25 protein-coding genes, 2 tRNA genes, 2 rRNA genes and 2 pseudogenes are annotated in these 25,741 nt (G+C 65.0%); 13 read left to right on the top strand and 18 right to left on the bottom strand.

Annotated elements, in window-relative coordinates:
* Positions 1-210 precede the first annotated feature (210 nt).
* The 3 genes from NJT13_RS10385 to NJT13_RS10375 all read left to right on the top strand — a co-directional run bounded on the left by NJT13_RS10385 (position 211) and on the right by NJT13_RS10375 (position 3,641).
* Positions 211-3,131, top strand: a 23S ribosomal RNA gene (locus NJT13_RS10385).
* Positions 3,132-3,283: 152 nt separating this feature from the next.
* A 5S ribosomal RNA gene (rrf, locus tag NJT13_RS10380) occupies positions 3,284-3,405 on the top strand.
* 160 nt (positions 3,406-3,565) lie between these two features.
* Positions 3,566-3,641, top strand: a tRNA-Cys gene (locus tag NJT13_RS10375).
* Positions 3,642-3,781: 140 nt separating this feature from the next.
* Here the strand turns inward: NJT13_RS10375 and NJT13_RS10370 are convergent.
* From NJT13_RS10370 to NJT13_RS10345, 6 genes and pseudogenes are all read right to left on the bottom strand, one after another.
* The gene (locus tag NJT13_RS10370) at positions 3,782-4,045 is read right to left on the bottom strand and encodes a DUF8150 family protein (protein ID WP_254521497.1); all 264 of its coding nucleotides are present in this window, start codon (positions 4,043-4,045) and stop codon (positions 3,782-3,784) included.
* A complete protein-coding gene (locus NJT13_RS10365; protein ID WP_254521496.1) occupies positions 4,023-4,625 on the bottom strand; it encodes a hypothetical protein in 603 nt (200 codons plus the stop codon). Before NJT13_RS10365 ends, NJT13_RS10370 begins: the two co-directional genes overlap by 23 nt.
* 146 nt (positions 4,626-4,771) lie before the next feature.
* Positions 4,772-5,053, bottom strand: a pseudogene (locus tag NJT13_RS10360) (SWIM zinc finger family protein); the annotation flags it as partial.
* 227 nt (positions 5,054-5,280) lie between these two features.
* Positions 5,281-5,354: transfer RNA gene (locus NJT13_RS10355), tRNA-Lys, on the bottom strand.
* Between the two features lie 81 nt (positions 5,355-5,435).
* Positions 5,436-6,137, bottom strand: a complete 702-nt coding sequence (locus NJT13_RS10350; protein ID WP_254521494.1) for a DUF7119 family protein — start codon at positions 6,135-6,137, stop codon at positions 5,436-5,438.
* Between the two features lie 57 nt (positions 6,138-6,194).
* Positions 6,195-6,335 carry a hypothetical protein gene (locus tag NJT13_RS10345; protein ID WP_254521493.1) on the bottom strand — a complete coding sequence of 47 codons (141 nt, stop codon included), beginning with the start codon at positions 6,333-6,335 and terminating at the stop codon, positions 6,195-6,197.
* Positions 6,336-7,203: 868 nt separating this feature from the next.
* Here NJT13_RS10345 and NJT13_RS10340 point away from each other — a divergent pair.
* From NJT13_RS10340 to NJT13_RS10310, 7 genes are all read left to right on the top strand, one after another.
* Positions 7,204-7,698 carry a DUF892 family protein gene (locus NJT13_RS10340; protein WP_254521492.1) on the top strand — a complete coding sequence of 165 codons (495 nt, stop codon included), beginning with the start codon at positions 7,204-7,206 and terminating at the stop codon, positions 7,696-7,698.
* Between the two features lie 226 nt (positions 7,699-7,924).
* On the top strand, positions 7,925-8,413 hold the full coding sequence (gene rimI, locus NJT13_RS10335; RefSeq protein WP_254521491.1) for a ribosomal protein S18-alanine N-acetyltransferase: 489 nt from the start codon (positions 7,925-7,927) through the stop codon (positions 8,411-8,413).
* Positions 8,414-8,471: 58 nt separating this feature from the next.
* Positions 8,472-8,912: a DUF5810 domain-containing protein gene (locus NJT13_RS10330; protein ID WP_254521490.1), complete on the top strand. Its 441-nt coding sequence runs from the start codon at positions 8,472-8,474 to the stop codon at positions 8,910-8,912.
* Positions 8,913-8,937: 25 nt separating this feature from the next.
* Entirely contained in the window at positions 8,938-9,348 is a 411-nt protein-coding gene (locus tag NJT13_RS10325) for a DUF5809 family protein (RefSeq protein ID WP_254521489.1), read from the top strand.
* 38 nt (positions 9,349-9,386) lie between these two features.
* Positions 9,387-9,659, top strand: coding sequence for an AbrB/MazE/SpoVT family DNA-binding domain-containing protein (locus NJT13_RS10320; RefSeq protein WP_254521488.1), 273 nt, complete (start codon positions 9,387-9,389; stop codon positions 9,657-9,659).
* A gap of 165 nt (positions 9,660-9,824) precedes the next feature.
* Positions 9,825-10,412 carry an NUDIX hydrolase gene (locus NJT13_RS10315; RefSeq protein ID WP_254521487.1) on the top strand — a complete coding sequence of 196 codons (588 nt, stop codon included), beginning with the start codon at positions 9,825-9,827 and terminating at the stop codon, positions 10,410-10,412.
* Positions 10,413-10,598: 186 nt separating this feature from the next.
* Positions 10,599-10,964 (top strand): rhodanese-like domain-containing protein, encoded by a 366-nt coding sequence (locus NJT13_RS10310; protein WP_254521486.1) that lies wholly within the window; start codon positions 10,599-10,601, stop codon positions 10,962-10,964.
* A gap of 11 nt (positions 10,965-10,975) precedes the next feature.
* Here the strand turns inward: NJT13_RS10310 and NJT13_RS10305 are convergent, their stop codons facing one another.
* The 7 genes from NJT13_RS10305 to NJT13_RS10275 form a co-directional block, all read right to left on the bottom strand.
* Positions 10,976-11,707, bottom strand: a complete 732-nt coding sequence (locus NJT13_RS10305; protein ID WP_340681164.1) for a flavodoxin domain-containing protein — start codon at positions 11,705-11,707, stop codon at positions 10,976-10,978.
* 155 nt (positions 11,708-11,862) lie between these two features.
* The gene (gene yciH / locus NJT13_RS10300) at positions 11,863-12,156 is read right to left on the bottom strand and encodes a stress response translation initiation inhibitor YciH (protein WP_254521485.1); all 294 of its coding nucleotides are present in this window, start codon (positions 12,154-12,156) and stop codon (positions 11,863-11,865) included.
* Between the two features lie 346 nt (positions 12,157-12,502).
* Complete coding sequence (locus tag NJT13_RS10295; protein ID WP_254521484.1) at positions 12,503-14,815, bottom strand: transglutaminase TgpA family protein; 2,313 nt, start codon at positions 14,813-14,815, stop codon at positions 12,503-12,505.
* Positions 14,812-15,915: a DUF58 domain-containing protein gene (locus tag NJT13_RS10290; RefSeq protein ID WP_254521483.1), complete on the bottom strand. Its 1,104-nt coding sequence runs from the start codon at positions 15,913-15,915 to the stop codon at positions 14,812-14,814. Before NJT13_RS10290 ends, NJT13_RS10295 begins: the two co-directional genes overlap by 4 nt.
* Positions 15,912-16,892 carry an AAA family ATPase gene (locus NJT13_RS10285; protein WP_254521482.1) on the bottom strand — a complete coding sequence of 327 codons (981 nt, stop codon included), beginning with the start codon at positions 16,890-16,892 and terminating at the stop codon, positions 15,912-15,914. Before NJT13_RS10285 ends, NJT13_RS10290 begins: the two co-directional genes overlap by 4 nt.
* A 245-nt stretch (positions 16,893-17,137) precedes the next feature.
* Positions 17,138-17,332, bottom strand: a complete 195-nt coding sequence (locus tag NJT13_RS10280) for a cold-shock protein (RefSeq protein ID WP_049991716.1) — start codon at positions 17,330-17,332, stop codon at positions 17,138-17,140.
* Positions 17,333-17,428: 96 nt separating this feature from the next.
* Entirely contained in the window at positions 17,429-17,686 is a 258-nt protein-coding gene (locus NJT13_RS10275) for a DUF7573 domain-containing protein (RefSeq protein ID WP_254521481.1), read from the bottom strand.
* A gap of 86 nt (positions 17,687-17,772) precedes the next feature.
* Between NJT13_RS10275 and NJT13_RS10270 the strand changes: the two genes are divergently transcribed.
* Complete coding sequence (locus NJT13_RS10270; protein ID WP_254521480.1) at positions 17,773-17,967, top strand: DUF8024 family protein; 195 nt, start codon at positions 17,773-17,775, stop codon at positions 17,965-17,967.
* A gap of 105 nt (positions 17,968-18,072) precedes the next feature.
* On the opposite strand, the gene NJT13_RS10265 is transcribed toward NJT13_RS10270, so the two are convergent.
* Positions 18,073-19,101: a 5,10-methylenetetrahydromethanopterin reductase gene (locus tag NJT13_RS10265; RefSeq protein ID WP_254521479.1), complete on the bottom strand. Its 1,029-nt coding sequence runs from the start codon at positions 19,099-19,101 to the stop codon at positions 18,073-18,075.
* Positions 19,098-19,868, bottom strand: a complete 771-nt coding sequence (locus tag NJT13_RS10260; RefSeq protein WP_254521478.1) for a coenzyme F420-0:L-glutamate ligase — start codon at positions 19,866-19,868, stop codon at positions 19,098-19,100. Before NJT13_RS10260 ends, NJT13_RS10265 begins: the two co-directional genes overlap by 4 nt.
* 327 nt (positions 19,869-20,195) lie before the next feature.
* Between NJT13_RS10260 and NJT13_RS10255 the strand changes: the two genes are divergently transcribed.
* Positions 20,196-20,534, top strand: a complete 339-nt coding sequence (locus tag NJT13_RS10255) for a hypothetical protein (protein ID WP_254521477.1) — start codon at positions 20,196-20,198, stop codon at positions 20,532-20,534.
* 64 nt (positions 20,535-20,598) lie between these two features.
* Here the strand turns inward: NJT13_RS10255 and NJT13_RS10250 are convergent, their stop codons facing one another.
* On the bottom strand, positions 20,599-22,236 hold the full coding sequence (locus NJT13_RS10250) for a hydantoinase B/oxoprolinase family protein (protein WP_254521476.1): 1,638 nt from the start codon (positions 22,234-22,236) through the stop codon (positions 20,599-20,601).
* Positions 22,233-24,329, bottom strand: a complete 2,097-nt coding sequence (locus NJT13_RS10245) for a hydantoinase/oxoprolinase family protein (protein WP_254521475.1) — start codon at positions 24,327-24,329, stop codon at positions 22,233-22,235. Before NJT13_RS10245 ends, NJT13_RS10250 begins: the two co-directional genes overlap by 4 nt.
* Positions 24,330-24,642: 313 nt before the next feature.
* On the opposite strand from NJT13_RS10245, the gene NJT13_RS10240 reads away from it, so the two are divergent.
* On the top strand, positions 24,643-25,104 hold the full coding sequence (locus NJT13_RS10240) for a pyridoxamine 5'-phosphate oxidase family protein (RefSeq protein ID WP_254521474.1): 462 nt from the start codon (positions 24,643-24,645) through the stop codon (positions 25,102-25,104).
* Positions 25,105-25,235: 131 nt separating this feature from the next.
* On the opposite strand, the pseudogene NJT13_RS10235 reads toward NJT13_RS10240, so the two are convergent.
* Positions 25,236-25,738 (bottom strand): annotated as a pseudogene (locus NJT13_RS10235) (metallophosphoesterase family protein).
* Positions 25,739-25,741: the final 3 nt, after the last annotated feature.

Here is a 25,741-nt window from a genome sequence, read left to right as displayed (position 1 = left end):
TCTCGGATCGTGTCCCTTAAGTGGGAGACGGCCCGAGGATTGAATCCGAACGAACCGATGCACCACCCCGTGCAAACGTGGGTGGGAAGGGTTAATGCGGGCCGGCCGTCTACCGGCGCGCAGATGAGACCGTGTGTACGTGTAGTCCAGGCGTCCACTGGACCCGTTCCCGGGTCACGATGTTGCGACTCTGTCGCAACGCCGATCCGATGAACGTGGCTACTGTGCCAGCTGGTGGATCGCTCGGCTTGAGAGCTGAAGAAGGACGTGCCAAGCTGCGATAAGCCTGAGGGAGCCGCACGGAGGCGAAGAACTCAGGATCTCCGAATGGGAATCCCCACCGCAATTGCTTCGCGCAATGGGGAACGCCGGGAATTGAAACATCTCAGTACCGGCAGGAAAAGAAAGCAAACGCGATGTCGTAAGTAATGGCGAATGAACGCGATACAGTCCAAACCGAAGCCTTCACGGGCAATGTGGTGTACGGACTGACGATCACTTCCCGAAACTCGACACGAAGTCTCCTGGAACGGAGTACGAAACAGGGTGACAGTCCCGTACTGTCGACGAGTAAGGAACGAGTCAGCTCCAGAGTATCGGGGGTTGGATATCCCTCGTGAAGTTCGCGGGCATCGACCGCGAAGACTAAACACTCCTCAAGACCGATAGCGAACAAGTAGCGTGAGCGAACGCTGAAAAGCACCCCAAGAAGGGAGGTGCAATAGGGCGTGAAATCAGTTGGCGATGGAGCGACGGGGCACGAAAGGTCCCGACCGAAACGACCGTAGCGCGAGCTACCAGTAGGAAGGTCGGGAAGCCGGTGTTCCGTCGTACGTTTTGAAAAACGAACCAGGGAGTGTGCCTGTTTGACGAGTCTAACTCGCTTATCGAGGAAGGCGTAGGGAAACCGACAGGGCCGCAGTGCTTTGCACAAGGGCCGCCGTGTTCAAGCGCGGGGAGTCAAACGGGCACGACCCGAAACCGGACGATCTAGGCGTGGACAAGGTGAAGCGTGCCGAAAGGCACGTGGAGGCCTGTTAGAGTTGGTGTCCTACAATACCCTCTCGTGATCTACGTCTAGGGGTGAAAGGCCCATCGAGTCCGGAAACAGCTGGTTCCAACCGAAACATGTCGAAGCATGACCTCTGCCGAGATAGTTCGTGGGGTAGAGCAACGGATTGGGGGACCGCACTCCGAGAGGAGTGTGCCCCCCTGTCCAACTCCGAACCTACGAACGTCGTTTGACGCAGGGAGTCCGGTGCGCGGGGTAAGCCTGTGTACCGTGAGGGAGACAACCCAGAGCTGGGTTAAGGTCCCCAAGTGTGGATTAAGTGCGATCGAAGGTGGTCTCAAGCCCTAGACAGCCGGGAGGTGAGCTTAGAAGCAGCTACCCTCTAAGAAAAGCGTAACAGCTTACCGGCCGAGGTTTGAGGCGCCCAAAATGATCGGGGCTCAAATCCACCACCGAGACCTAGCAGTGCGGATCAGACCGCAATCTTGTAGGTTGGCGTTCTGTTCGGGTGGAAGCACGGATGAGAATTCGTGTGGACCGTTCAGTAACGAAAATCCTGGTCATAGTAGCAGCGTTAGTCGGGTTAGAACCCCGACGGCCGAACGAGTAAGGGTTCCTCAGCAATGCCAATCAGCTGAGGGTTAGCCGGTCCTAAGTCAGCCCGTAAGTCGAAGCTGACAACAGGGAAATAGGTTAATATTCCTATGCCAGTGTGCACTCAAAGCCGACGCTTTGGGGCCGCCTGAGCTGGGCCTTCGCCCAGTCGAACAGTCAAAGATCGTGGAAGCCGTAATGGCACGAAGCGGTCGAACGGCTGGATAGCGCAAGTCAGGTCAACCCAGAGCCCGTGAAAAGGTGAGCACACTGTCCGTACCGAGATCCGACACAGGTACTCGTGGCGGCGAAAGCCAAGGTCTGTCGGGAGCAACCGACGTTAGGGAATTCGGCAAGTTAGTCCCGTACGTTCGCAATAAGGGATGCCTGCCTCGCGAAGAGGCAGGTCGCAGTGACTCGGGCGCTCCGACTGTCTAGTAACAACATAGGTGACCGCAAATCCGCAAGGACTCGTACGGTCACTGAATCCTGCCCAGTGCAGGTATCTGAACACCCCGTACAAGGGGACGAAGGACCTGTTAACGGCGGGGGTAACTATGACCCTCTTAAGGTAGCGTAGTACCTTGCCGCTTCAGTAGCGGCTTGCATGAATGGATCAACGAGAGCGCCACTGTCCCAACGTTGGGCCCGGTGAACTGTACGTTCCAGTGCGGAGTCTGGAGACCCCCAAGGGGAAGCGAAGACCCTATAGAGCTTTACTGCAGGCTGTCACTGAGACGTGGTCGCCATTGTGCAGCATAGGTAGGAGCCGTTACACAGGTACCCGCGCTAGCGGGCCACCGAGGCAGCACTGAAATACTACCCGATGGTGACTGCGACTCTCACTCCTGGCGGAGGACACTGGTAGCCGGGCAGTTTGACTGGGGCGGTACGCGCCTGAAAAGATATCGGGCGCGCCCCAAGATTTCCTCACCCGTGTCGGAGACGCGGGAAAGAGCGCAAGAGCATACGGAAGTCTGACAGTGTCCGGCACAACGACGGACGCTGACGCGAAAGCGTGGTCTAGCGAACCAATTAGGCTGCTTGATGCGGCCAATTGCTGACAGAAAAGCTACCTTAGGGATAACAGAGTCGTCACCCGCAAGAGCACATATCGACCGGGTGGCTTGCTACCTCGATGTCGGTTCCCTCCATCCTGCCCGTGCAGAAGCGGGCAAGGGTGAGGTTGTTCGCCTATTAAAGGAGGTCGTGAGCTGGGTTTAGACCGTCGTGAGACAGGTCGGCTGCTATCTATTGGGGGTGTAACGGTATCTGACGGGAACGTTCGTATAGTACGAGAGGAACTACGAATGGGTGCCACTCGTGTACCGGCTGTTCGAAAGAGCACGTGCCGGGCAGCGACGCACCACGGGGTAAGAGCTGAACGCATCTAAGCTCGAAACCCACCTGAAAAAGAGATACCACCGAGATCACTCGTAGAAGACGAGGTCGATAGACTCGGGGTGTACGCACCAAGGCAACGAGGTGTTGAGCCCGCGAGCACTAACTGATCGAGCCACACACTCATAACTACAACATCATCGCATTGGATCCGTGACGCGCGAACGGGTCCGGACGCAAACTGGACTACACATACACAACGGTCACAGACACGAGCACGCAGACACCGTATCACCGATATTGGCATGACGGCGGTTCGATTCCGTCGATCGGCGTTACGGCGGCCACAGCGGCGAGGTACCTCCCGTACCCATCCCGAACACGGAAGATAAGCTCGCCTGCGTTACGGCCAGTACTGGAGTGCGCGAGCCTCTGGGAACCCCGTTTCGCCGCCGACCACTCATACTCGTACTCTCTTTCGCCCCCACGAGCGACCGCACCGGCGGTCTCCCGCGGGGGCGTTTTGCATTGCTGCCAGCGTCCAGATCGCGGAACGATACCTCTCCGGTTACGTCGTACCGCTATGCTTAAACGACCGCAGAAACAACGATATATTGCGCCAAGGTGGCAGAGTCCGGCCGAACGCAGCGGCCTGCAGAGCCGCCCACCGCCGGTTCAAATCCGGCCCTTGGCTCTCACACGATACCCTAAAGCCCAAGACGACGTTGTCTTGGGTTCCACCACTTTTCCATAGTCTCATATATAGATGCTGGTAGAAGTAACTGGTGCTACCTTGAACGGCCTCGTTTCGGGTGAGGCCGCGAGAAACCCGTGTTACTTCGAATCGGCGTTGGACTCGTCGCTCACTTCGAGGATCTCCGCTGCTACGTCTTCCACGTGCTGCTGGTGATCCGCCGACGTCTGTACGCTTTGGGCCGCACCGAGTTGGTCGTTGACGACCGCGTTCTGCTGTGGCCCCCACGTCTCGGGCGGTTCGGACTCGATGTACTCGACCCAGCGTTTGATGCCCTCGATGCGCTGCTCACGGTTGCGTTCGTGCTTCGTGTCGAGGTGTTCACGCGCGTTTGAGTCGCTCATATTCGGCTTCGACGTCGAGTCGCGTTACCCACTCTTCGAGGCGGGACACACTAAGACTTTCCTCGAAAAGCGTGTAGAGGTGGACTGCATCCTCGACGTCCTTTTGCGCACCGAGGTAGAGTTTATACGCGATCTGGAGCTCTAAGGGGCCTATCGGAATCGTCTTACCACCGATCCGGGCCGTGATCGCGTTTTCGAGAGATCCCCGATCGAACTCGTCGCGCGCGAACTTGACTTCGAGGTGAGGCGTAATCTGGTCTTCCGGGGCGACCCAGATATTGTCGCCGTTGTCGAGCATCTCGTACATCGACGTGAGTGGCATCGCCGGTCCCCAGAATTCCTCCTCGTCGAGCGTCGTGGCGAGTCTGTCGGCGGTTTCCTCGTCGATTCGTTCGATGAGGATATCAACGTCTTCGGTAGAGCGTGCCCGACCAGCGAGTATGGAGACGTACCCCGCGATGTAGACGTGCTTAATGTCGAATCGGCCGAGAACCTCGGAGAACCCGATGGCCAACTCGTCGAGTTGATTCGACTCACGCTCGACGACGAGTGTCTCGTTCCGTAGCTCGATACCGCCCATAGCGGTTCGTTCGCGGGTAGACGCATAAATCGTCGGGAGCGATGGTCAACTCTCGACCTCGACTTTGACTCCAGTAGTTGGTTCCCTGCTCCAGGATTCGTTCGGTAGAGAGTGACCGAATCTTTTCTCGGGCGGGGACTCGACTGTCATCGTCGTTCTTCGAGGTCGTCGATCGCACGGTAGAACTGCTCGGTGTTAGCTGGATGCGCCGATGCCGCCTGGTCTTCTAGCACACCGATGTACTTCTCGAACTTGCCTCGGTCAGTATCGGCCGCGAGCACGCACTCGACGTATCCGTCGAGGGCGGACTGCAAGGCTTTAGCGTAGTGGTCGTACGCGGCGTCGATGCGGACTTCGTTATCATCGATTTCCTCGAACAGCGCGCGATAGACGGTCGCGGCTTCTAAGTAGCGCTCGCGCTCGTGGTACACCCCCACTTTAGATGCGACCAGTCACTTCACGAGTTCTGGCATGCGCGAGCGAGACGACGATTCGAGCCCATCCCGACTTCTCGCGTGGGAAGAAGATCCCTGAAAACGCGAGCGGGGAGCGATTCGAACACGCGGTTGGATGTGCTCACCACGTTGCGCGCGATTTCTCTGCGTTCAAATTGCGGTAGCCGCTTCGCTCGTCACGAACGTATTCCTCGCAGGAGCGGGCCGGGCGCGATTTGAACACGCGACCGTCTGGTTAAAAGCCAGACGCTCTGCCAAACTGAGCTACCGGCCCTCTGATTTCCTGTTTCGGTGAGTAGCGGTTAAACGTTTCTTTCTCGGATGCGCCGAAGACTCGAGAGTCCGTGTGACCGAGTCACTCGCGTTCGAAGTACTGGTCGAGCGCGTCGGTGACGAGCTGGCCGGGATGAACGTCGTCGATGGAGGCGCGCCGTCGGAGATCGCGGTAGGTGGCGGGTGAGAGTGTGAGTTCGAGTGTGCCGAGGGTGACGCCGTGGTCTGCGAGTGCCTGGTCGATGGGGGTGTCGTTGTTGACGGCGCTTGCGACGCTGCGGACGTCGCGGACGGTGAGGTCGCCGTCGAGGGTGGCCCAGGCGAGAAGTAATCGGGCTTCGCCGGCGACGCGGGCGATGTGTTTGGCGGCGGTGGGGGCGATTTGTCCGAGTGCAACCTGTTTGCGGACCGATCGCGGGAGGTCGTGAACGCGCGCCCACTTGCGGATGAACGAGACGGTCACTTCGCCGTCGGTGCGTTCGGCGGCGGCCTTGTAGGAGCCTTCGCCGCGCACGAGGGCGGCGCAGGCGGCCGCGCCGCGGAGCATGTACAGGTGATCGTCGTCGGCGACACCGGCGGCGAACTGACGAACGGTTTCGGCGGCGTCTGCGAGGCTTTCGGGGTCGTCGGGGTCGAAAATGACGGCTTCGCGGGCACGAGTTCCGGTGACTGATTCGTCGCCCCGGATTACTGGCGCCCCGACGGGCGATTCCCGGTCCGTCGGAATCGATCGATCGGAGGCGGCGTGACGGCGCGACCGATCACCGGGCCGGTTGTCGGTCATGAATTTCAGTAGGGGGCACGTCGTTAAAAAGGTCCGTACTGGGACATCGGTCTCGAGTTATTCCTCGCGCTGCTCTGCGAGGTGCTCCCAGATTTCCGTACAGCCGGCCCCTTCTTCGATATCGTCGAGGTGTGTGTCGTCACGCTCGCTTGCTTCCTGCTCGACCGGCTTCGGATTGCAATCGGCTGCATCAGACATGGACAGTCGTTCGAACCCTGATGGGATAAGTATCGCTTCGCCTGCAAGCGATACCCGTGCTGTGTCTTATGGGCGTTTTATGCCGCTATCTCTGACGGATCCGTCCAATCCGATCGGGGCCGAGAGGAGCGTCACACGGACAGCCGGGATCGGATCGATATCGGCCGACGTGAGCGGTCTCGTCGGGCGGACGACCGAGTACAGCCCGTCACTGGGGTGAGCGGTACGGCTGTACCGACCCAGTGTCTGATGTGCTCGAGGACGGCGGACCGTTGCCCTCTGTTCTGCCGAATAGTGGCGTCTGTGGGCGCCGAAACGGACGACGCGCCCCGTTGGGCGACGTCTATTCGTGGTGAGAGGGGGCCAAAAGCGCCGCGTGCCGGAGGGAAGTGGGAGCCGTCCGTTGTCGTCAGCGGTATCGGAACCCCGACACCCGTCGGTGAGGCGCCAGTCACGGGTCTGTCCCGAATGCACCCCGTGGCGGAGCGGTGAATGAAGGGGTAAATGTGGCCGGTAAGTAGGGCGCTTCTTTCAGGGCAATGTGTTGTGGTACCAATGACCTATCGAAATCGACCGGGTGCTGGAGCCGGTATTGGATGGAGTATCAATACGGGTCGATCGGCGACCGATCCTCCGGCGGTGGTGCGGACCGTCCGCGGTCCCGAACTGCTTGTCCGTCGAGTCGACCCGCCGCTCGGGCGGGTCGACGTCGGTCGAGACGGCATCGCGGCCGAACGAGGTTGGAAAATCGAACTGACGTACCCGTATACTGCGCCGCCGACCGGTGACGCGGTGCCCGTTCGCTGGCGTTGCTGTCGCAGGCGCGCGGCTTTTTCTCCCGGCTTGTGAACGACCGGGTGGTTACATCATGAGTATGGACACGATTCAGGACCTGTTCGAACACGGCCTCGAGGACATCTACCACGCGGAGCATCAGCTACTCGATGCGCTCGAACACCTCGAGACCAACACCGAACGCGAGGAGATTTCCCGTGCGTTTGCCGAGCACCGCGAGGAGACCCAGGACCAGATCGATCGCCTCGAGGAGGTCTTCGACGAGTTCGGAGAACCACCCGAGAAAGAGGAATGTGAGGGCGTCGAGGGCCTGCTCGAGGAGTACGAGGAGTTCACCTCGATGGAGCCGGCTCAGGACGTGATGGACTACCACAACATGGCGGCCGCCGAGAAGACCGAACACTACGAGATCGCCGCATACGGGAACCTGATTCCCCTCGCCGACCACCTCGGGATGGACGACGCGGCCGATCTCCTCGAGGAAAACCTCCGGGAGGAGCAATCGGCCCTCGACGAACTGAAAGAGTTGACCGAAACGTTCGAGGTCGACGCGATTCCGGCGGAGTGATTCGCATGACGGAGGACCGCGATCAGGACGAAGACGAACGGACCCAGTACGGCGGCACGGAAGACGAGCAGCCGACGACCGACATCGACGACGAGGCGGACGACGGGCGCGACGCCGACGAGTAGATGCCGCCGCCCCGTGGTACCGTTTCCGACTCCGTTCGTCTCACGCGCGACGGGACGCGAGACGCGTACCGCTTTTACTGCTCGGTGCGGTATCCGTACGTGTGACGACGCACGCTCCAGAGGAACGCGACGAACTGTCGATCAGACCCGCGGAGCGTGCGGATCTGCTCGCGGTCGTTCGAATCGAGAACGAGTCGTTTTCCCAGCCCTGGCCGTACGATGCCTTCGAGCGGTTCCTCGGCGAGCCGGGATTTCTCGTCGCGGAAACCAACGGCCGGATCGCCGGGTACGTCGTCGCCGACGTAACGCAGGGGATCGCTCGCTCTCTCGGACACGTAAAGGACATCGCCGTTCATCCCGACCGGCGCGGGATGGGCGTCGGCTCCGCGCTCCTCTCCCGGTCGCTCGGCGTCCTCGCGGCCCACGGTGCCGAGTCGGTGAAACTCGAGGTTCGGCGCTCGAACGACGACGCGCGAGGCCTCTACCGGGAGTTCGGTTTCGAACCGCTCCGGCGGGTTTCGGGCTACTACGGTGACGGCGAGGATGCGATCGTGATGATTCGGAAACTCGGCAGATCCGCCCGGTCGTAACGTGTGACTGCAATCTCGGGTGCGGGACGTTTTACCGTTCGCGTTCGTAAACGGGCCTATGGGATACGCCTGTCCGGTCTGTGACGCCGAAGAGGCCGACGCCGCTCACCTCGCGAACCACCTGGCGATCACCGCCTCGCTCGGTCGCGAGGATCACCGCGCGTGGCTCGACGAGTACGCGCCCCACTGGGGCGACTGCGGCCCGGCGGAACTCGGCGAGATCGTCAGTTCGCACGCGACGGAAATCGACACGCCGGCGTTCGAGGGGCACGACCACGGCCACGAACCCGGCCGGCCCGGATCGCTCGAGGAGGGACTCGCTCGTCAGAGCCGCAGCCCCGGTCGCGGATCGATGACGACGGAGACCGAGACCGTATTGCGGGAGGCCGCCGAGATGACTCGGCAGATGCACCCCTCGACCGAGAGCGACGCGAGCGACGAATCGACGTCGAACGCCGAAACCGAGGGTGGCGCCGCCGACGAGAACGAAAACGCGTAACTGCCGGACCGCCCACTGTTTGCGTATGCATACGGTTGGGACGTTCTCACCGGCGTCGATCGAAGCGGCCCGCGAACGCTACGAAGCGGCCGGTTCCGCGGCCCAGACGGTCGTCCGCGAGGTCGCGAAGGCGATGGCATTCGACCGCGACGAGTACGACGACCGAGTCACGAGCGACGTCGTCGAAACCGCCCGAGACGCCCTCTTCGCGAGTATGCTCGAGGTTACCGTCGGAAGCCGCGAGGAGTTCGAGGAGTGGCGCGAGTCCGCCGACGGCGAGGTGACGACGGTCGGCCACGAGAGCGTCGACCACGTCGTCTGGCACGCGGGCCCCGACGGTAATGCGGTCGCGGCGACGTTCCAGGACGAGGAGGATGCGGCGGTCGCGACGCTTCGTCGGCAGGCGTTCGGGAGGCTGTATCGGGAAATCGTGTAGGCGAACCGCCTTTTTCTGTTCCCGCTGTAGTGAGGCCCATGAATACTGACGACGATGATCGGCGCCTCGATGAAAGAGACCGAATCACGATACCGAAACACATCAGAAACCGATCGAATCTCGAAACGGGACAACGCGTCCGTGTGACCGTGGAAAACGGATCGGTCGTCGTTCGTCCCCGAATCTCTCGCCAAGAGTTCGTTCGGTCGATGCGGGGCAGTATTACCGAAGCGGCGAAGGTCGCGGACGCATCGACGGATGCTCCGGAAGGCCTGAAAGCCGATTGGACGTCGGATCTTCCCGACGACTAACGATTCCGTCTCGAGAGGCTCACGATACTGGGCTCCGACGCGTCGGCGAAGACCTCGAGTGGCTCGAGGTAACGGATCCGGTCGGGAACGGCCGGTGACGTCGGAGTGCAGCGATCGCGCCCACGATCACCAGCTATTATCTCCTCGAGCACCCACTTTGACGCGATGACAGCGCCCGACGAGTGGGAACTTCTCGAGGAGCGAACCGAGTACGAAACGGGCTGGTACGACGGCGGCTACGACCGCCTCGAGCAGCCGGACGGGAGCGAGAAGCGATACTACTGGGCGGAGTTGCCGCCGGCGGTCGTCGTCGTCGCGCGGATCGACGGGGACGTCCTCGCGAATACGGACGGCGGGGGTGACGCGAGCGGTGACGGCGACCGGCTCCTGTTCGTCGAACAGTACCGGCCCACGATCCGCGAGACGCACCTCGAGTTGCCCGCGGGGATCGTCGAGGACGGCGAGTCCTACACGGAAGCGGCGACTCGCGAACTCGAGGAGGAGACCGGGTTTCGCCCGACGAGTGCCGCACTGCTTCAGGAGTACGCGGTCGCGACGGGCGTGTTGCGACACGACCGGGGCGTCGTCTACGCCGACGGACTCGAACCGGGCGAGCGCGAACTGGACACCAACGAGTTCCTCGAGGTGACGACGGTGCCGGTCGACGAGGCGCTCGACCGCGCCCGCGAGCCGCCGGCGAACGACTCGACCCTGTCGGCGCTGTTGCTGGCCGACGCGGACGGCTTTCTGTAACGTCGTCGCGTCTCACCTCGTCGTCTCTCGAGTGAGAGACTGTCGACTCGGATGAACGGCGGCGGTGCGACACGGGCAGACTGCGCCGGACGGCCCGTCGCAAGCGGATCGATTCCACCGGCCCGCCGGTATCTGACCGTCTTCGGACCCGCACCCTTATTCGGCCTGCGGCCCAACGCGCCGGTAATGGACGGCGAAATCTCCACCGACGAGGTCAAGGAACTTCTCGAGGACGACGCCGACGTTCGCATCGTCGATATCCGCGACGAGCGGGCCTTCGAACACAGTCACATCCCCGGCAGCGAGAACATCCCCTTCCACGAACTCACGGGTCGCGTCGAGGAACTCGAGGACGCCGACCGCATCGTTACCGTCTGTCCCCACGGCAAAGCCAGCGTTCAGGCCGCACAGCTCATCGGGTCCTACGAGGGGACGGCGGACGCCCACGTCGAGAGCATGGATGGCGGCCTCGAGAAGTACGGCATGAAGTTCGGTCTCGTTCGCGAGGAGGAATCGACAGCGCCGACGGACGATCCCGAATCGCCCTTTTGAGAACCGCCGCGCTATCGGCGGTCGACTCTCTCACTCGGTTCCTCGTCCGCTCGAGCGGGGACGCCGCGACGATCGCCGTCGTCGGTCTGCCGACGACGGACGACCAGCCAGTAAACGAGGCTCGAAACGCCCAGTAGGAATCCGAGTCCGGTGACGGCGCGCGTGAACTCGGGGCCGATACTCTGGGGCCCGCCTCGGGCGTCCTGGCGCTCGACGAACCCGGCGAAGTCGGCCGCAAACGCCTCGACATCGTCCCAGTTCGTGTACTCGTAATCGCGAGCGGTGTCCGTATCGCCGGTCGTCAGCGCAGCGAACAGTTTGAAAAACAACCGTGTGGCTGGGCCGTACTGCGTGTATTTGACAGCGCCGGCGAAGGACCCGATTCGATCGGGTTGCCAGCCCGTTCGGTCGACGAGCGCGTCCACCCAGTCGGCCGCCCCCTCTCGAGCCCAGCGACGCGGAATCGCGGCGGCGAACGACAACTGGAAGAACGCGGTCGGTCGCGCCGCCAGCGCCTCGCGGTTCCGTTCGACGAAGGCGACGACCTCCGGCAGGTGTGCCCGGTTGATGACCGGCGAGCCGACGAGAACGGCATCGAAATCGCCGACCGCCGACTCCGAGACGGTTTCGACCCGTCTCGCCGTTACGTCGTGGCCCCGGTCAGCGATCACGGACCCGATGGACTCGGCGACGGCTGCCGTCTGACCGGTATCGGTTCCGAATACGACGAGAAACGACGCCATTTGAGTTCACATCGGTCTACGGACTCGAGGATCGTAATTCCCCGGTCGCCGACGGTCGACCATCGGCGACGGGATAATGCAGAAACGCGATTCCACCGGGCGTGACCCCGGCGACGTCCGTGGGTTCGGAAGTCGTCTCAGAGCATCGCGGGCATTTACGCGACGTTGAAGCCGCGATCCCGAAGGAAGTCCTCGATGCGGCCGGTGTGATTGCCCTGAAGTTCGATGTGGTCGTCTTCGACGGTCCCCCCACAGGCGAACTTGGACTTGAGATCCGACGAGAGACTGTCCAGATCGACGTCCTTCGGATCGAATCCTTCGACGATCGTTACCTCTTTCCCGTATCTGCGCTCGTCAATGCGGATGTTGAGTTGCTGTTGGCCCTTGGCCACGTCCTCGCAGACGCAGAGTTCCTGGGGCAGCCCGCACGTCGAGCAGACTTCCGACATTACGTTCGTAGCTATGAAACGGGCATATTAAACACTATCGGGACCCGCATGCCCTCGCCTGGTTCTTTTTGAGTGTTCAGGGGAATTTTCGGTGCATAGAAGTACGGAACCTGATCGCCCCGCGGACGGATGCCCAGGGGGAGGGTGTCTCTCCCGTCGTGCGTCCGACGGTGGGCGGTCGCGGGTCGGTATCCGAGTCGCGGATCGGCGCACGGTCCGGCCGGGAGCGGAGTCACGGGTCCGTCTCCCCGGATCGGGGACCGGCCAGTCGCGACCCGTGGCCGGCCGCAATCGACGGTCATCAGCATCGGCCGCTGGCTCGCTGCACCCGATCGTCAGTGTTCGCTCATCGAATGCGTCCGATCACCGGCAGTCGGTCTCGAGCCAGGTCGTCGACGATCGAAATCGCGTCGTCTGCGTCCGCTCGGCTGACGCCGTCGCCGTAGATCGCCCGTTCGTAACACTCGCAGACCCGTTCGGTCCGCGGATCGATCGGCGCGCGACCGTCGGCGTCGGCGGATTCCGAAATCGACCGCAGATACGCTCGTGCGGATTCCGATCGGCGACGTGGCCGGTACCGGTGGGAAAGCAGCCGCTCGAGCCGTCGGAATGCGCGTTCGGCGTCGCGGTCGGGGTCGGCCCGGAACCCGTGCCAGTACACGCCGACTTCGCGCCGGAACCGTGTCGCCGCGGCAGTTCGGCGGACTCCCGCGGCGAGTCCGACGATCAGCACCAGTCCGAACGCACCGGTCTCGCGCATGAACGTGACGAATCGCTCGAGCCAGGTCCCGACAGTGGTGGTGGTGTCGCCCGGTCCGTCGGGGCCGGATGCGCTGTCGTTCGACCCGGCCGCTGGGTCCTGCGGATCGCTTTCGTTGGGGGCAGCGGGATCGGACGGCGATTCGTTCGGGCGCTCGTCGGGCGGTGACTGCGGTGGTTCCGAATCGTCGGTGTCGTCAGGATTCTCGTCGGGCCGTTCCGGGAGCGGGACGTCCTCGCTTTCCTCGGTATCGGCGTCCTCGTTTCCGTTCTCCCGGGCCTCCCTGAGACGCTCGGTGTGGACCTCGTCGCGGCTGCCTCCGGGCGTCGGGTCGAACCGAACCCAGCCGTGGTCGGGGAAGTAGACCTCGACCCAGGCGTGGGCGTCGAGCCCGCGGACCAGATACGTGTCGTCGTCGATCTGCTGACCGCTCGTGTAGCCGGTGACGTACCGGGCCGGGACCCCTTCCTCGCGGAGCATCTGCGTCATCGTCGTCGCGAAGTAGACGCAGTAGCCCTCGTCCATCTCGAGCAAGAATCCCTCCGCAACGTTTCCGGCGGGTTGGGAAACGTCGAGCGAGTACTCCTTCGAGGATTCGAGGTGCCGTTCGATCGCGACCGCGGTCTCGTACGGAGTGGTCGCACCCGCCGTTATCTCCGCGGTGCGCTCTCGGAACTCGCTCGAGGTCCCCTCGGGGGTCTGGAGGTAGTGGTCGGTGACCTCGTCCGGGTAGTCCGTCCCCGCTGCCGCGAGCTCGCTCGCACCGGCATCGACGATTGCGCTCTCGACGGTGAAGCTGTCGCCCTTTTGAAACGGTGTCTCGGGCCGCGGTTGGCCGTGTCTGGAAATGGTCGTTCGCTGTCCGGTATCTTCTTTGATCGAAAGCGGCTGTGGCGCGACGGGGATGATGCCCAGTTTCGTCTCGACGGTGACCGTCTGCTCGACCGTCTCGTACTCGCCGGGCGGGGCGTTGATCTGACCGCCGTTGTACCGGCTGCTCTGACCGGTTCGGATCCACTCGTCGCCGGCGAATCGATCGTATACGCCCGTCCGCCAGTACGATCGCGTCGGTGATTCGACGGTGAATCGGGTTTCCGGCGAGAGATCGACCTGACCGGAGATTCCCGACCGCTGGGGGGCGGAATCGATCGTCGCTTCGAGCGTGCCCGCTTCGCCCTGGACGATGTGGGTCGGCCCGGCCGGTTCGCCGGGAACCGCCGTCACGGAAAGCGAGAGGCAGATTGCCAGCGCGAAGAGGACGGTCAGCAGGTCCGCCTGTGCGATCGAACCTCCCCGTTTCTCGAGTTCGCCCAACGCCACGGCGCCGATCGCGGCGAGGGTCCCGATCAGTGTGACGACCGTCCCGGCGTCGCCTGTCAAGACCAGAAATCCGAGTGCGACCCCGCCGAGAACGACGCTCGGGCCGTAGTGGCTCCGGAGGGCGAAATACCACGAGAGAAAGACCGGTGCGGGCGCGAATCCGAGCGTCCAGATGCCGGCTTGAACCATCCGGAGCAGCGGGAGGCCGGTCGCGAGCGCCACGGTATCGGAGACGATGGCGTCGGTCGAGTTGAAGACGACACCGAGTTCGACGCCGGCCGCCGTGAGATAGTAGGCGAATCCGAACCCGGCCACCGACAGCGCGAGCACGGCGGCCGTCCGCGGGCGGATCGTGCGGGCACAGACGGTCGCCGCGAGGAGCATCAGTCCGACGACCGAGAGCAGCGACCGCGTCCCACCGACGACGTGCGTGACGTCGTAGAGCACGCTCACGTACGAGGCCGTCAGGATCAGCACGCAGCCGAGTGCGAGCCGGCGCATCGCGTCGGCGCCGAGCGGCCCGTCGGTCTCGACCGAAACCGTTCGACCGCCCGCGTGGCTGGACGACTCCGTACTCATGCGGTCATCCCCGACGAACTGCCGGTGTGGTGGTCGCTTCGATCGTCGCGTTCGATCCGCTCTCGGTGGACTCGGCTCGCTCCCTCTGATCGGCCCCCGCCACTGAGCCGGTCGAACGGAATCTCGCGACCGTCGACGACGATCGTCGTCCCGTCCGCCTCGGTTCGAACCAGAACGTCCGCGTCCCGGCGGGTTCGCTCCGGAAGTTCGCCGGGCTCGGCGACGGCGAGTAACCGCAGCAACTCCCGGTGGTGCGTACGACCCGCTCCCGGCGGGCGAGACGCCTTCGGGAGGGCGATCCCGACCGTCGTGCCCCGCTCGAGGAGGTAGGTCGCGACGCTGGCGGCAGCAGCGGCCATCTCGTCGACGCGGTCGGTGGCGCCGTCGAATCCGCGCGGGGGACACTCGGCGGCCACCGTGACGGCTGTCCCGTCCTCGTCGTCCGCGTACTCCACGACGGTCAGTTCGTCGCCGGGGCGTTTGGCGGCGCTCTTCCAGTGGACGTCGCGAAGCGAGTCGCCGCGGCGGTACTCCCGGAGGTAGTCGAACTCCCGCTGATCGCGTCGATCGGCGAGGCCGGTGAGCGTCCGGAGATCGGCGACGGACCCGCGGCCCAGGTCGCGAACGTGCGGATAGACGAGGACGGGGGTCGTTTCCTCGTACTCGAACGGCCGCGCTACGAGTCCGAGGACGTCCTGGACTGCGATCGACAGCGGGCCGACCCGATTGTTACCTCGTCGCTCGAGTCGCACGTCGTACGCGACGGTCTCGTCGCCCGCGAGCGTCGTCTCCGCGATCGGCTCGTCGGTGGCCGAGACCCCCTCGCCGACCGTATCGCGGACGGTCGCGGCGACAGGGCCGTCGGTCTCGATGGCGACTTCGACCCGCCGCTGCTCGCCGATGAACCCGTCTGGAACGGCGTGGCGATGGACCTGCGGCCGGTCGGCACGGACGACGGCGGCCACGCCGGCCAGCAGGACGACACCGAGCGGCACGACGACCGCGTTGAGCGCCCGGGGGCCGAACCACCAGCTCATCGCGACGGCGGCGAGGATGACGGCGACGACGGTCCAGCCGCGGATCGTCAGTCTCGGCCTCATTCGACGGACACGCGCTCGAGTGCGTCCTCGACGACCGCCGTTCCGTCCTGATCGCGGCCGGTCGTCTTGATCCGGTGGCTCATCACGACGGGGGCCTCGATCTGAACGTCGTCGGGAATCACGTACTCCCGGCCGTCGGTGACGGCACGCGCCTGGGCCGCGCGAAGCAGCGAGATCGTCCCGCGGGGGCTGACGCCGATGTGAGCGTTTTCGCGGGTGTACGCCGCCAGCCGCGTCGCGTATTTCCGGACCGGTTCGGCGACCCGAATCGTCGAGACGGTTTCGCGGGCGGCGACGAGCGTCTCGCGGTCGGTCACCGGCTCGAGCGACTCGATGGGGTGATCGCCGACCGTTCGGCCGAGCAACTCCGCTTCCTGGTCGGGATCGGGATAGCCCAGGTGAAGTTTCTTCATGAACCGGTCGACTTCGGCGAACGGCAGGTCGTAGGTTCGGTTCGGTTCGACGGCGTTCTGGGTCGCGATGACCGTAAATGGCGTCGGAAGCGCCCGCGTCGTCCCGTCGACGGTCACCTGCCCTTCTTCCATGGCCTCGAGCAGCGCCGCCTGCGTCTTCGGCGGGGCGCGGTTGATCTCGTCGCCGAGAACGATGTTGCCGAAAATGGGGCCGGACTGGAACTCGAATTCGCGGGTCTTCTGGTTGAATACGTTGACGCCGGTGACGTCGGTCGGGAGGAGGTCGGGCGTGAACTGGACGCGGCTGAACGTGCAGTCGACCGATCTGGCGATAGAGCGCGCGAGCATGGTTTTACCGACGCCGGGGACGTCGTCGAGGAGAACGTGTCCGCGCCCGAGAATAGCGGTCACGACGTGTTCGATCACGTCCTCGTGGCCGACGATCACGCGCGCGACGTTTTCCTGGATATCGGCACACAGTCGCTCGACCGTCGATATCTGAAGGGCCGTGCCGTCGGCCGTCGACGCAGTACCTGCATCCGCTGTCGGGTTGACATTGGTCATAGTCTCGAAGGTATCGGTGGGGGCCCGGGCGACCCGGTCGTTGCTCCGTAATCCGTGTCTGCGGAACATATGTTTTGTGTCATGTGAACTACCGGTGCGGCGAGTTGTCCGACGCGGTCGCCTCTCCAGTCGCCGTGTACCGCGCGGGCCGAATCGAGTCACGACGCGCTGCGCTCCCGGGGCGGCCAGCAGCGCTGTCGCTTTCGAACTAGCGGTCTGAAAACGATGCCCCCTGTCGGAATTGCCTAGAGACGCTCGACGTTCGTCGCGCGTGGCCCCTTCTCGGCCTCGACGATTTCGAACTCCAGTTCCTGACCCTCCTCCAGATCAGGACCGCCGATGTCCTCCATGTGGAAGAACACGTCCTCGTCCGCGTCGTCGGTCTCGATGAATCCGTAGCCGCCGGTGTCGTTGAAGAATGCGACCGTACCTTTCGCCATTGCAGGTAAACAAACCCACGACGCAAATATAAATGTTCGGGGGTACACTCGCAGGGACGCCTCGAAAAGCCCGCGATTACCGTCTCCGGGGACGGTTCACCACGTTTTGCATTCCGGACAGACCAGTTCACCGTCCTCGCGCCAGACGCGGCCCGTCGTCTCGTCGCACCGAACACACCGGTAGTCGCCGGACGCGAACGTCGAACACTCGACGTCGCCGTGGCCGTTCTGCGAATCGTCGAACGCGCTCGAGTCGGCGGCCGATTCGTCGCGATCGTCCGATCCGTCGGACGCGTTGTCGGTCTCCTCGTCGGTGTTCGAGACGAAATCCGAGAGCGTCGCGTCGTCGGTCACGGACCGAGATACGAACGGGAGCGGCTTAATCGCTCCGTCGACGCGGGACCGGCACGGCCAAGTAGGACCGGTCACAACCCCCGAATATGGACACGTTCACACCGATGAACATCATCGTGGACAATCTCGTCGAAATGACCGACCTCTTCAGCGACGTGGCGACGGGTGCGGGGCTCGCGCCGCTTTTGATCCTGATCGGTGCGCTGCTCGTCACCTTCACGATGGGCGTCTTCGGCATCCTCTCCCTCGGTGCCGTCGGCAGCCTCTTCACCGCGAGCTGAGGCCCGTTCCGTCCATCGCTACTCTCCGCACGTCGCCGACGACTCACGCTCACTGTTCACCGCTGGCCGCAGAATACACACGATCGGCCAGTCCGATGCTCCCGGTCACCGCGACGTCGCACGATCGAGCGCCTCGCTCGCGCGCTCGACCGCATCCTCGAGGTCCGGCCCGAGCGGCGAACCGACGACGATTCCGTCGACGTGTTCGAGTGCCGCCGCGAATCGGTCGGCGACCGTTTCGGTCGTCCCGGCGATACAGAAGGCGTCGATCATCGACGGGGTAACGCGGTCGAACGCCTCGGTCAGCGCTCCGCGCTCTAACGCGTCGCTCACCGCCGTCGCCGCCTCGCGGTCGATGTCGTGGCGCTCGAGGACCGGCTCTGCGGCGCCGCCGACGATGAACGCGACCGGCGGACGGGCCGCCTCCCGCGCTTCGGCTTCGTCGCCGGCGACGCTGACGCTCGCGAACGCGAGCGACTCGAACGGACCGCGTTCCGCCGGGCGTTCGTCCAGCCCCAGATCGATCTCGCCCGCCGCCCACTCGAGATCCCGCGGATGGGCGGCGTTGACCAGCACGCCGTCCGCGTGCTTGGCGCTCATCCGGAGCATGTGCGGGCCCTGCGCGCCGACGTATACCGGGGGCCCGTCGGACGGCGGCTCGAGGTTCAGGGACGCGTCCCGTGCCGTGAACGTCCCCTCGTGGGTGACCGTCTCGCCGGCCCAGAGGTCGCGAGCGAGCGTGAACGTCTCGAGGACGCGACGGAGCGGTTTCTCGCGTTCGATCCCGAGGTTCGACAACGAGGACCGATCGCCGGCACCGACGCCGAAGACGGCCCGGCCGTCGCTGCTCTCGTCGATCGTCGCCATCTGGGCGGCGAGTTTCACCGGATGGGTCTCGTAGGGGTTTACGACGCCCGGCCCCAGCCGAATCTCGTCGGTCGCCGCGGCCATTTGCGAGCAGACGACGAACGGATCACGATTGAAGTAGTGACTGCTCGCGAACGCGATCTCGAACCCCTCGGTTTCCGCGAGTGCCGCCAGGTTGCCCATTCGATCGGGCGGGTGTTCGGGGGTGAGTTCGATGGCCCAGGTCGGATTTCGAGGTTCTCGCTCGGCTCGAGGCTCGCGACTCATCCGTCGACCCTCCACTCCCGCAGCGCCTGACGCACGAGGTCCTCCTCGACCGACCGGAACAGTTCGTCGCTGCCCTCGTGATCGCCGAATTCCCAGTCGCGGACGACGACCGCAGGCGTGCCGCCGGCCCCCTCGCCGGTGACGAGGTTCGCGGCGGCGGCGAGTTCGTCGACGACCGATTGAACCGTAACGCCGAGTTCGTGGCCGTCGCGGTCGAGTTCGCCCCGCCAGTCTCGGCTCGCGGGCATCCCGGCCCAGCCGAGTGCGACGCCGCGCTGGCCGTGCCTGAACGGGCGCCCGCAGGTGTCCGTGACGATCACCGCTACGTCCTCGATCCCGCGCTCCTCGAGCCCCGATCGGATCCGCTCGGCGCTCTCGCCCGGCCGTTTCGGCAGGAGCAACAGATCGTGATCCGGCACGTTCGAGCGGTCGATCCCCGCGTTGACGCAAATGTGGCCGAATCGCGTCTCGGTCAGCAGGAACGGCGCGTCGATCAGCAGTTCCGTGCTCTCTTCGAGGACGGCCTGCGCGAACCGGGGATCTTTCTCCTCCCCGGCCACCGCGGCGATGCGGTCGGCGATTTCCTGCGCCCGACCGCTGATGGGATACTCCTCGAGGTCGGCCGTGCGACCCTCGGCTTTCGAGACGATGGTGCTCGCGACGGTGAGCACGTCGCCTGGCTCGAGGGCGGCCCGATCCGCGACGAGTTCGGCGATGTCGTCGCCGGGGCGGATCTCGGGCAGCCCCGCCACACCGTTGAGTTCCATACTCGAGGGTGGGGAAGCGACGTCAAAAACGCACCGTCACCGGATAATCGAGCCAGTGTCCCGTTTGCTCCACCCGCCCTCTCGAGACCTGCTTTCACCCCTTCTACTGGTCAGGAGCGACAAACGGGATCTGCGACGTTCGAGATCGAATCTAGCCGTCGTTGAAAATACGCTGGGGCCGATGCGCGCCGCGCTTTACCGGTGACCTGCGACGATGGAGTCTCCATTCCCACTCGGCCCGCGGTAGCTGCGTGCGAGCGGGTGGCATATTGCCTGCATTAGTGCAGGCGGAGTCGTATGCCGGTCACGAACGAGAGTGAGGTAGTCATGGCTACCGTCGAGACCGTCCTGTCGTCGATTTTCAGCACGATTCCCGAACTCCATTCCGGCCAGCTCGGCCTGCTCTCCGGCGTTCTCGTCGGCATTCTCTACTGGCACGGTCATCGCGAGCTTTCGCTTTACGCCCTGACCGCGTTCTACGTGCTCGCAATCGGCATCGTGCCCGCTCCCGCGCGAGGACTCGCGGTGATCCAGTACAAGCCGTGGTACTTCTGCTCGTTCCTCATCCTCACGTCACTGGCGGCGATCGGAACCCGCGCCGTCTGGACGCGCGTCTCGAGTCCGAACCAGCCTCGAGTCCCGGAGGTCGGTTCGGGGGACGTCTGACCGGACGGATCGGTTCCTCGATCGATTCCCGTTTCGACGGGAGCTTCGGTCCCGTGTCCCCGGTCTACTCCTCTCGCTCGTCAAGATCGCCGTGCCCGCCGCCGCCGGGCGTCCTGACGGTGATCGTCGACCCGGCCGGCACGTCGACGGTGGTCTTCGCGGGCACCGATTCGCCGTCGATCAGGTTTTCGCCGGTCGCGCCGTCCTCGCCGCCGGCGACGCCCCTCGGTGCGTAGCGTCGCCGCTCGGTCAGCAGCGACACGGTCGCGTCCGTCTCGACGGTCACGGAGCGCTCGAGGCCCAGTCCTCCGCGGAACCGGCCGCGGCCGCCGCTGCCCTCGCGGAGTGCGTACCGCTCGACCCGGAGCGGGTACTCGGTCTCGAGGGATTCGATCGGCGTGTTGAGCGTGTTGGTCATCCCGACCTGGACGCCGTCCATCCCGTCGCGGTCGGGGCGCGCGCCGAAGCCGCCGCCGATCGTCTCGTAGTAGGTGAACGAGCCGTCGCGCGCGCCGATAGTCAGGTTGTTCATGGTTCCCTGGCCCTGTGCCGGAACCCGCTCCGGTGCGGCCGTCGCGAGCGCGGTGAACACCACGTCGGTGACTCGCTGGCTGGTCTCGACGTTGCCGCCGACGACCGCGGCGGGCGGCCGGGGATCCAGCAGCGACCCGTCGGGCGCGCTGACCGTCACCGGCTCGTAACAGCCGTGGTTCGGGGGTATCTCGGGATCGGTGAGACAGCGCACGACGAAGTAGACGGCGCTCTTCGCGACCGCGAGCGGGGCGTTCAGGTTCCCCGCGACCTGCCCCGCGGTCCCCGAGAAGTCCACGTCGATCCGGGTCCCGTCGATCGTCACCGTCGCGGCGATCTCGACGTCGTCGTCGGTCACGCCGTCGCCCTCGAGAACGTCGGTCGCCTCGTAGCTGCCGTCGGGCAGCGCTTCGATCTCGCGTTCCACGCGCTCGCGCGAGTACTCGATCACGGCGTCGAACCCGTTGCGGACGATCTCGCGGCCGTGTTCGGCGAAGAGGTCGGCGAGCCGTGACTCGGCGCGTTCGTTCGCCGCTTGCTGGGCGCGGAGATCGGCTCGACGCTCGCGGGGATTGCGGACGTTCGCGAGGAGGAGCGAGCGGACGTCGTCCCTGAGTCGCCCGCCGGCGACGAGCCGCGTGGGTGGGAGTCGGAGTCCTTCCTGGTGAATCTCTCGCGAACCGGCCGGCATGCTGCCGGGGGTCATTCCGCCGACGTCGGCGTGGTGGGCCCGTGAGACCGCATAGCCGACGATGTCGCGGTCGCCTCGATCGCTGTCGCCGTCGTCGCCCTCGCCGTCCCGTCCGTTCCCGGGCGCGAGCGGCGAGACCATCGTCACGTCGGGCAGGTGAGTCCCGCCGGTGAACGGGTCGTTGAGGACGAACACGTCGCCGGGCTCGGGATCGCACTCGCGGACGGCGTCGACCGCAGCCGGCATCGCACCGAGGTGGACCGGGATGTGTTCGGCCTGGGCGATCATCCGGCCGTCGGCGTCGAACAGCGCCGTCGAACAGTCACGGCGCTCCTTGATGTTCGGCGAGTACGCTCCCCGGATCAGGGTCTGGCCCATTTCTTCCGCGATCCCCTCGAGCTGGTTGCGCAGCACCTCGAGCGTGACGGGATCCATGCGCCTGTCGTCGGTGTCGGTCGTCTCGTCAGTGTTCACGGTCATGGCGCCCCCTCCCTGGGTTCGCGTTCTCGGGACAACACCAGCGTGCCGTCCGCGAGGACGTCGCCCGACCACGCGGGCGGAACGACGGTCGTACTCTCGGCTTGTTCGAGGATCGCCGGTCCGGATACCGTCGCCCCCGGCGCGAGCCGATCCCGGTCGAAGACGGTCGCCGTGCGCGGTCCGACGCCGAGAAAGTGTGCGTTTCGGGTGCCGACGATGTCGTCACCCCGTCCGTCGTGGCGGACGGCCGGTTCGGACCCGGGCACGGTCGCCGTCGCACGGAGGGTGACGACCTCGATCGCTTCGTCCATGGCGTACCCGTAGGCTCGTTCGTGGGCCTCGCGGAACCGCGTTGCGACCGTTTCCTCGTCGAACTCGTCGCCGACGGGGACGGTCAGTTCGAAGCTCTGTCCGTCGTATCGGCAGTCCGCCGCTCGTTCGACGCGCGCCGCGTCCGCGTCAGATGTGTCGGCGAGGACCGCCGACACGAGCTCGTCGTAACTGTCCTCGAGACCGTCCGGATCGGCGGCCGCCAGGTCGACGCCGACGGTCCGGGCGGCGTCGTAGCTCTCGTCGGCAGCGAGCAGTCCGTACGCGGAGAGGACACCGCTGGGCCGGGGGACGACGACCCGGTCCACGGAGAGGGACTCCGCCAGTTCGGTGGCGTGCATCGGCCCCGCTCCGCCGAACGCGACCAGGGCGAACTCGCGGGGATCGTGGCCTCGTTCGACGGTGACCCCGCGGATCGTTCGCGTCATCGTCGCGTTCGCGACGCGGTAGACGCCGCGGGCCGCCTCGAGCGCCCCCTCGAGTCCGGCCTCGTCGGCGAGCCGCTCGAGCGCCTCGCGGGCGGCGTCGACCTCGAGCGTTAGTTCGCCGCCCAGCGCCGTCTCCGGACCGATGTAGCCGAGCACGACGGCGGCGTCGGTGACGGTCGGCTCCGTTCCACCTCGGCCGTAGCAGGCCGGGCCGGGCTCCGCACCCGCCGACCGAGGGCCGACCCGGAGCGCGCCGCCGGGATCGACCCAGGCGATCGAGCCGCCTCCCGCGCCGACGGTGTGGACGTCGACCATCGGCGTTCGGATCGGGAGTCCGTCCACCTCGGCGTCGGTCGTCCGCTCGACGTGTCCGTCGCGAACGAGGCTCACGTCGCTCGAGGTCCCGCCCATGTCGAACGTGATGAGCCCGGACACGTCGGCGTCGTCGACGGTCGCCGCCGCACCCACGACGCCCGCGGCGGGCCCCGACAGCGTGGTCGTCACGGCGCGTTCGCGAGCCGTCTCCGAGTCGGCGATGCCGCCGTTGGCCTGCATGATCCACGGTGCGGGGAGTCCCGCGTCGTCGGCCGCCTCGGCCAGCCGGCCGACGTAGCGATCGATCGCGGGTCGGACGTAGGCATCCACGGCGGTCGTCGACGTCCGTTCGAACTCGCGAAACTCCGCGAGCACCTCGTGGGACGCCGAAACCGGGACCTCGAGTTCCTCCCGCAGCGTCTCGGCGACGGCCCGTTCGTTTTCGGGGTCGGCGTACGCGAACAGCAGGCAGACGGCGACGGCTTCGACGTCACGGTCGCGAAGGGTCGCTGCGAGGTCGCGGATCTCGTCGGCGTCGACGGGGCGCTCGACGCCGTCGGTCGTCGTCCGTTCGTCGACCTCGAATCGACGGCCGCGGGGAATCAGCGGTTCGGGTTTCTCGGCCGCGAGATCGTACAGCGCGGGCCGGTTCTGGCGGCCGATCTCGAGGACGTCCCGGAACCCCTCGGTCGTGACGAGCGCCGTCCTCGCGCCGTCGCGCTCGAGGAGGGCGTTGACCGAAACTGTCATCGCGTGGGCGAAGCCGTCGATCGCTCCCGGCGCGACGCCTGCGCGGTCGCACGCCTTGTGAATTCCCTCGAGGACGCCGACGTGCTGGTCGTCGGTCGTCGGCACCTTCGCGGTGACGAGTCGATCGTCGACCGAAAGCGCCACGTCGGTAAACGTTCCCCCGACGTCGACGCCGATTCGCGTTTCGTCGCCCTCGGATCGCGTTTCGTCGTCGCCGGTTCGCCTCTCGTCGTCGCCGCCACCGTCGGCACTCGGTTCGTCACCCGTCATCGACGCGTGGTACCTCGCGGACCGCGGTCGATTCCTCGCCGAGCGATACGGTCTCGTCCTGCGTCATGGTCTCACGGGGGTGGCCGAGATAGGTATAGTTCACGCCTCGTCGGCGGCGTGTACGCCACGTTGTCGCCACTGAATCGGTCGGTTCCCGCTCGACCGGCCGTATAGAATGCGGGAACGAACTCACGGTGTGCAGAAACAGGAACGAACTCGCCGGTGCAGAACACGGGAACGAACTCGCCGGTCCCTCGCGGCGGAAGTGGATCCACAGTGGAGACTTTTCCTCCGCGGCCCGCGTACGAACCGTATGGCCAAGATCACCGGTGCCTGGACCGAACGCCAACTCGAGGCCTTTCTCGACGAGTCACGGATTCCGATTCGCCTCTCGACACAGCGGGGAGACGGGTCCATGTGGATGGTTGCGCTGTGGTATCAGTATCGGGACGGTTCGTTCGAGTGTGCGACGTGGGCGAACGCCGACGTCGTCCGCTTCCTCCGAAGCGACGCGGAGGTCGCGTTCGAAATTTCGACGAACCATCCGCCGTATCGGGGCGTCAGAGGGAACGGCACTGCCGCCATGTCCCCGGACAGGAACAAGGAGACGCTGCGGGCCCTCATCGAACGCTATCTCGGGGGAACCGATTCCTCCCTCGCCGAGTGGCTGTTACGCGACGCGCGCGACGAGATCCGCATTCGAATTCAGCCCAACGAAATGTACAGTTGGGACTACACCGACCGGATGCGTGACCTCTCGAGTCCGACCGCCTGAGGCGTCTGGATGGCACCTCTCGGTGCTGTCCCCGGTCGTATCGGTCGTCGAGAACGGGCCGACGAGTTGCCGTTCCGCCCGACGGTCGGCGGCATCGGTCCACCATCGATACAGGGTCCGAGCGACGACGGTCAGTCGGTTCGGAGTTCGACCGAGAGGGCCCCGTCCTCGACGGTCGCGACGTACATCGTCGCGCGGTCGGCCGGTGCCGCGCCGGTCGCGCTGCCGGGATTCAGCACTCGAACCCCCTCGACGGTCCTGTCGACGACCTCGTGTGTGTGTGGCCAGCGACGGCGATCGGATCCTCGTCGGGTGCACTGGATCGAGCGATCTCCGCGACCCGCCGTCCCCATCCGTTCGGCGAACCGGACCCGTGCGTTACGGCGAACGTCACCCCATCGACCGCGAGCGTATCGATGTAGGGCATCTCGATCGTCGGCGGGTCGGTATTTCCGCGAACGGCCGTCAGACCTCCATTCGCGAGCGATTCGATCCGGTCGCAGGTCCCCTTCGAGTCGAAATCGCCCGCGTGGACGACGTGGTCGGCCCGCTCGAGTTCCGCGACGACCCAGTCGGGGACGGCGCGTTCGCGTGAGGGGACGTGCGTGTCAGAGAGGATCGCAATTCGTTGCATAGC

This window comes from Natrinema caseinilyticum (genome assembly GCF_024227435.1).
In the GTDB taxonomy this organism is placed as follows: domain Archaea; phylum Halobacteriota; class Halobacteria; order Halobacteriales; family Natrialbaceae; genus Natrinema; species Natrinema caseinilyticum.
Note: the sequence above shows the minus strand (reverse complement) of the source record. Positions and strands in the feature narration are given on the sequence as shown.

What these genes read in the sequence shown, in the direction of transcription:
- NJT13_RS10240 (WP_254521474.1), top strand. Translation starts at nt 24,643, where the DNA reads ATGGCCAAGATCACCGGTGCCTGGACCGAACGCCAACTCGAGGCCTTT.
- NJT13_RS10370 (WP_254521497.1), bottom strand. Translation starts at nt 4,045, where the DNA reads ATGAGCGACTCAAACGCGCGTGAACACCTCGACACGAAGCACGAACGC.
- NJT13_RS10365 (WP_254521496.1), bottom strand. Translation starts at nt 4,625, where the DNA reads ATGGGCGGTATCGAGCTACGGAACGAGACACTCGTCGTCGAGCGTGAG.
- NJT13_RS10265 (WP_254521479.1), bottom strand. Translation starts at nt 19,101, where the DNA reads ATGAGTCGCGAGCCTCGAGCCGAGCGAGAACCTCGAAATCCGACCTGG.
- NJT13_RS10305 (WP_340681164.1), bottom strand. Translation starts at nt 11,707, where the DNA reads ATGGCGTCGTTTCTCGTCGTATTCGGAACCGATACCGGTCAGACGGCA.
- NJT13_RS10285 (WP_254521482.1), bottom strand. Translation starts at nt 16,892, where the DNA reads ATGACCAATGTCAACCCGACAGCGGATGCAGGTACTGCGTCGACGGCC.
- yciH (WP_254521485.1), bottom strand. Translation starts at nt 12,156, where the DNA reads ATGTCGGAAGTCTGCTCGACGTGCGGGCTGCCCCAGGAACTCTGCGTC.
- NJT13_RS10310 (WP_254521486.1), top strand. Translation starts at nt 10,599, where the DNA reads ATGGACGGCGAAATCTCCACCGACGAGGTCAAGGAACTTCTCGAGGAC.
- NJT13_RS10325 (WP_254521489.1), top strand. Translation starts at nt 8,938, where the DNA reads ATGCATACGGTTGGGACGTTCTCACCGGCGTCGATCGAAGCGGCCCGC.
- NJT13_RS10315 (WP_254521487.1), top strand. Translation starts at nt 9,825, where the DNA reads ATGACAGCGCCCGACGAGTGGGAACTTCTCGAGGAGCGAACCGAGTAC.
- NJT13_RS10340 (WP_254521492.1), top strand. Translation starts at nt 7,204, where the DNA reads ATGAGTATGGACACGATTCAGGACCTGTTCGAACACGGCCTCGAGGAC.
- NJT13_RS10345 (WP_254521493.1), bottom strand. Translation starts at nt 6,335, where the DNA reads ATGTCTGATGCAGCCGATTGCAATCCGAAGCCGGTCGAGCAGGAAGCA.
- NJT13_RS10250 (WP_254521476.1), bottom strand. Translation starts at nt 22,236, where the DNA reads ATGACCGTGAACACTGACGAGACGACCGACACCGACGACAGGCGCATG.
- NJT13_RS10280 (WP_049991716.1), bottom strand. Translation starts at nt 17,332, where the DNA reads ATGGCGAAAGGTACGGTCGCATTCTTCAACGACACCGGCGGCTACGGA.
- NJT13_RS10245 (WP_254521475.1), bottom strand. Translation starts at nt 24,329, where the DNA reads ATGACGGGTGACGAACCGAGTGCCGACGGTGGCGGCGACGACGAGAGG.
- NJT13_RS10320 (WP_254521488.1), top strand. Translation starts at nt 9,387, where the DNA reads ATGAATACTGACGACGATGATCGGCGCCTCGATGAAAGAGACCGAATC.
- NJT13_RS10260 (WP_254521478.1), bottom strand. Translation starts at nt 19,868, where the DNA reads ATGGAACTCAACGGTGTGGCGGGGCTGCCCGAGATCCGCCCCGGCGAC.
- NJT13_RS10295 (WP_254521484.1), bottom strand. Translation starts at nt 14,815, where the DNA reads ATGAGTACGGAGTCGTCCAGCCACGCGGGCGGTCGAACGGTTTCGGTC.
- NJT13_RS10350 (WP_254521494.1), bottom strand. Translation starts at nt 6,137, where the DNA reads ATGACCGACAACCGGCCCGGTGATCGGTCGCGCCGTCACGCCGCCTCC.
- NJT13_RS10270 (WP_254521480.1), top strand. Translation starts at nt 17,773, where the DNA reads ATGGACACGTTCACACCGATGAACATCATCGTGGACAATCTCGTCGAA.
- NJT13_RS10330 (WP_254521490.1), top strand. Translation starts at nt 8,472, where the DNA reads ATGGGATACGCCTGTCCGGTCTGTGACGCCGAAGAGGCCGACGCCGCT.
- NJT13_RS10255 (WP_254521477.1), top strand. Translation starts at nt 20,196, where the DNA reads ATGGCTACCGTCGAGACCGTCCTGTCGTCGATTTTCAGCACGATTCCC.
- NJT13_RS10290 (WP_254521483.1), bottom strand. Translation starts at nt 15,915, where the DNA reads ATGAGGCCGAGACTGACGATCCGCGGCTGGACCGTCGTCGCCGTCATC.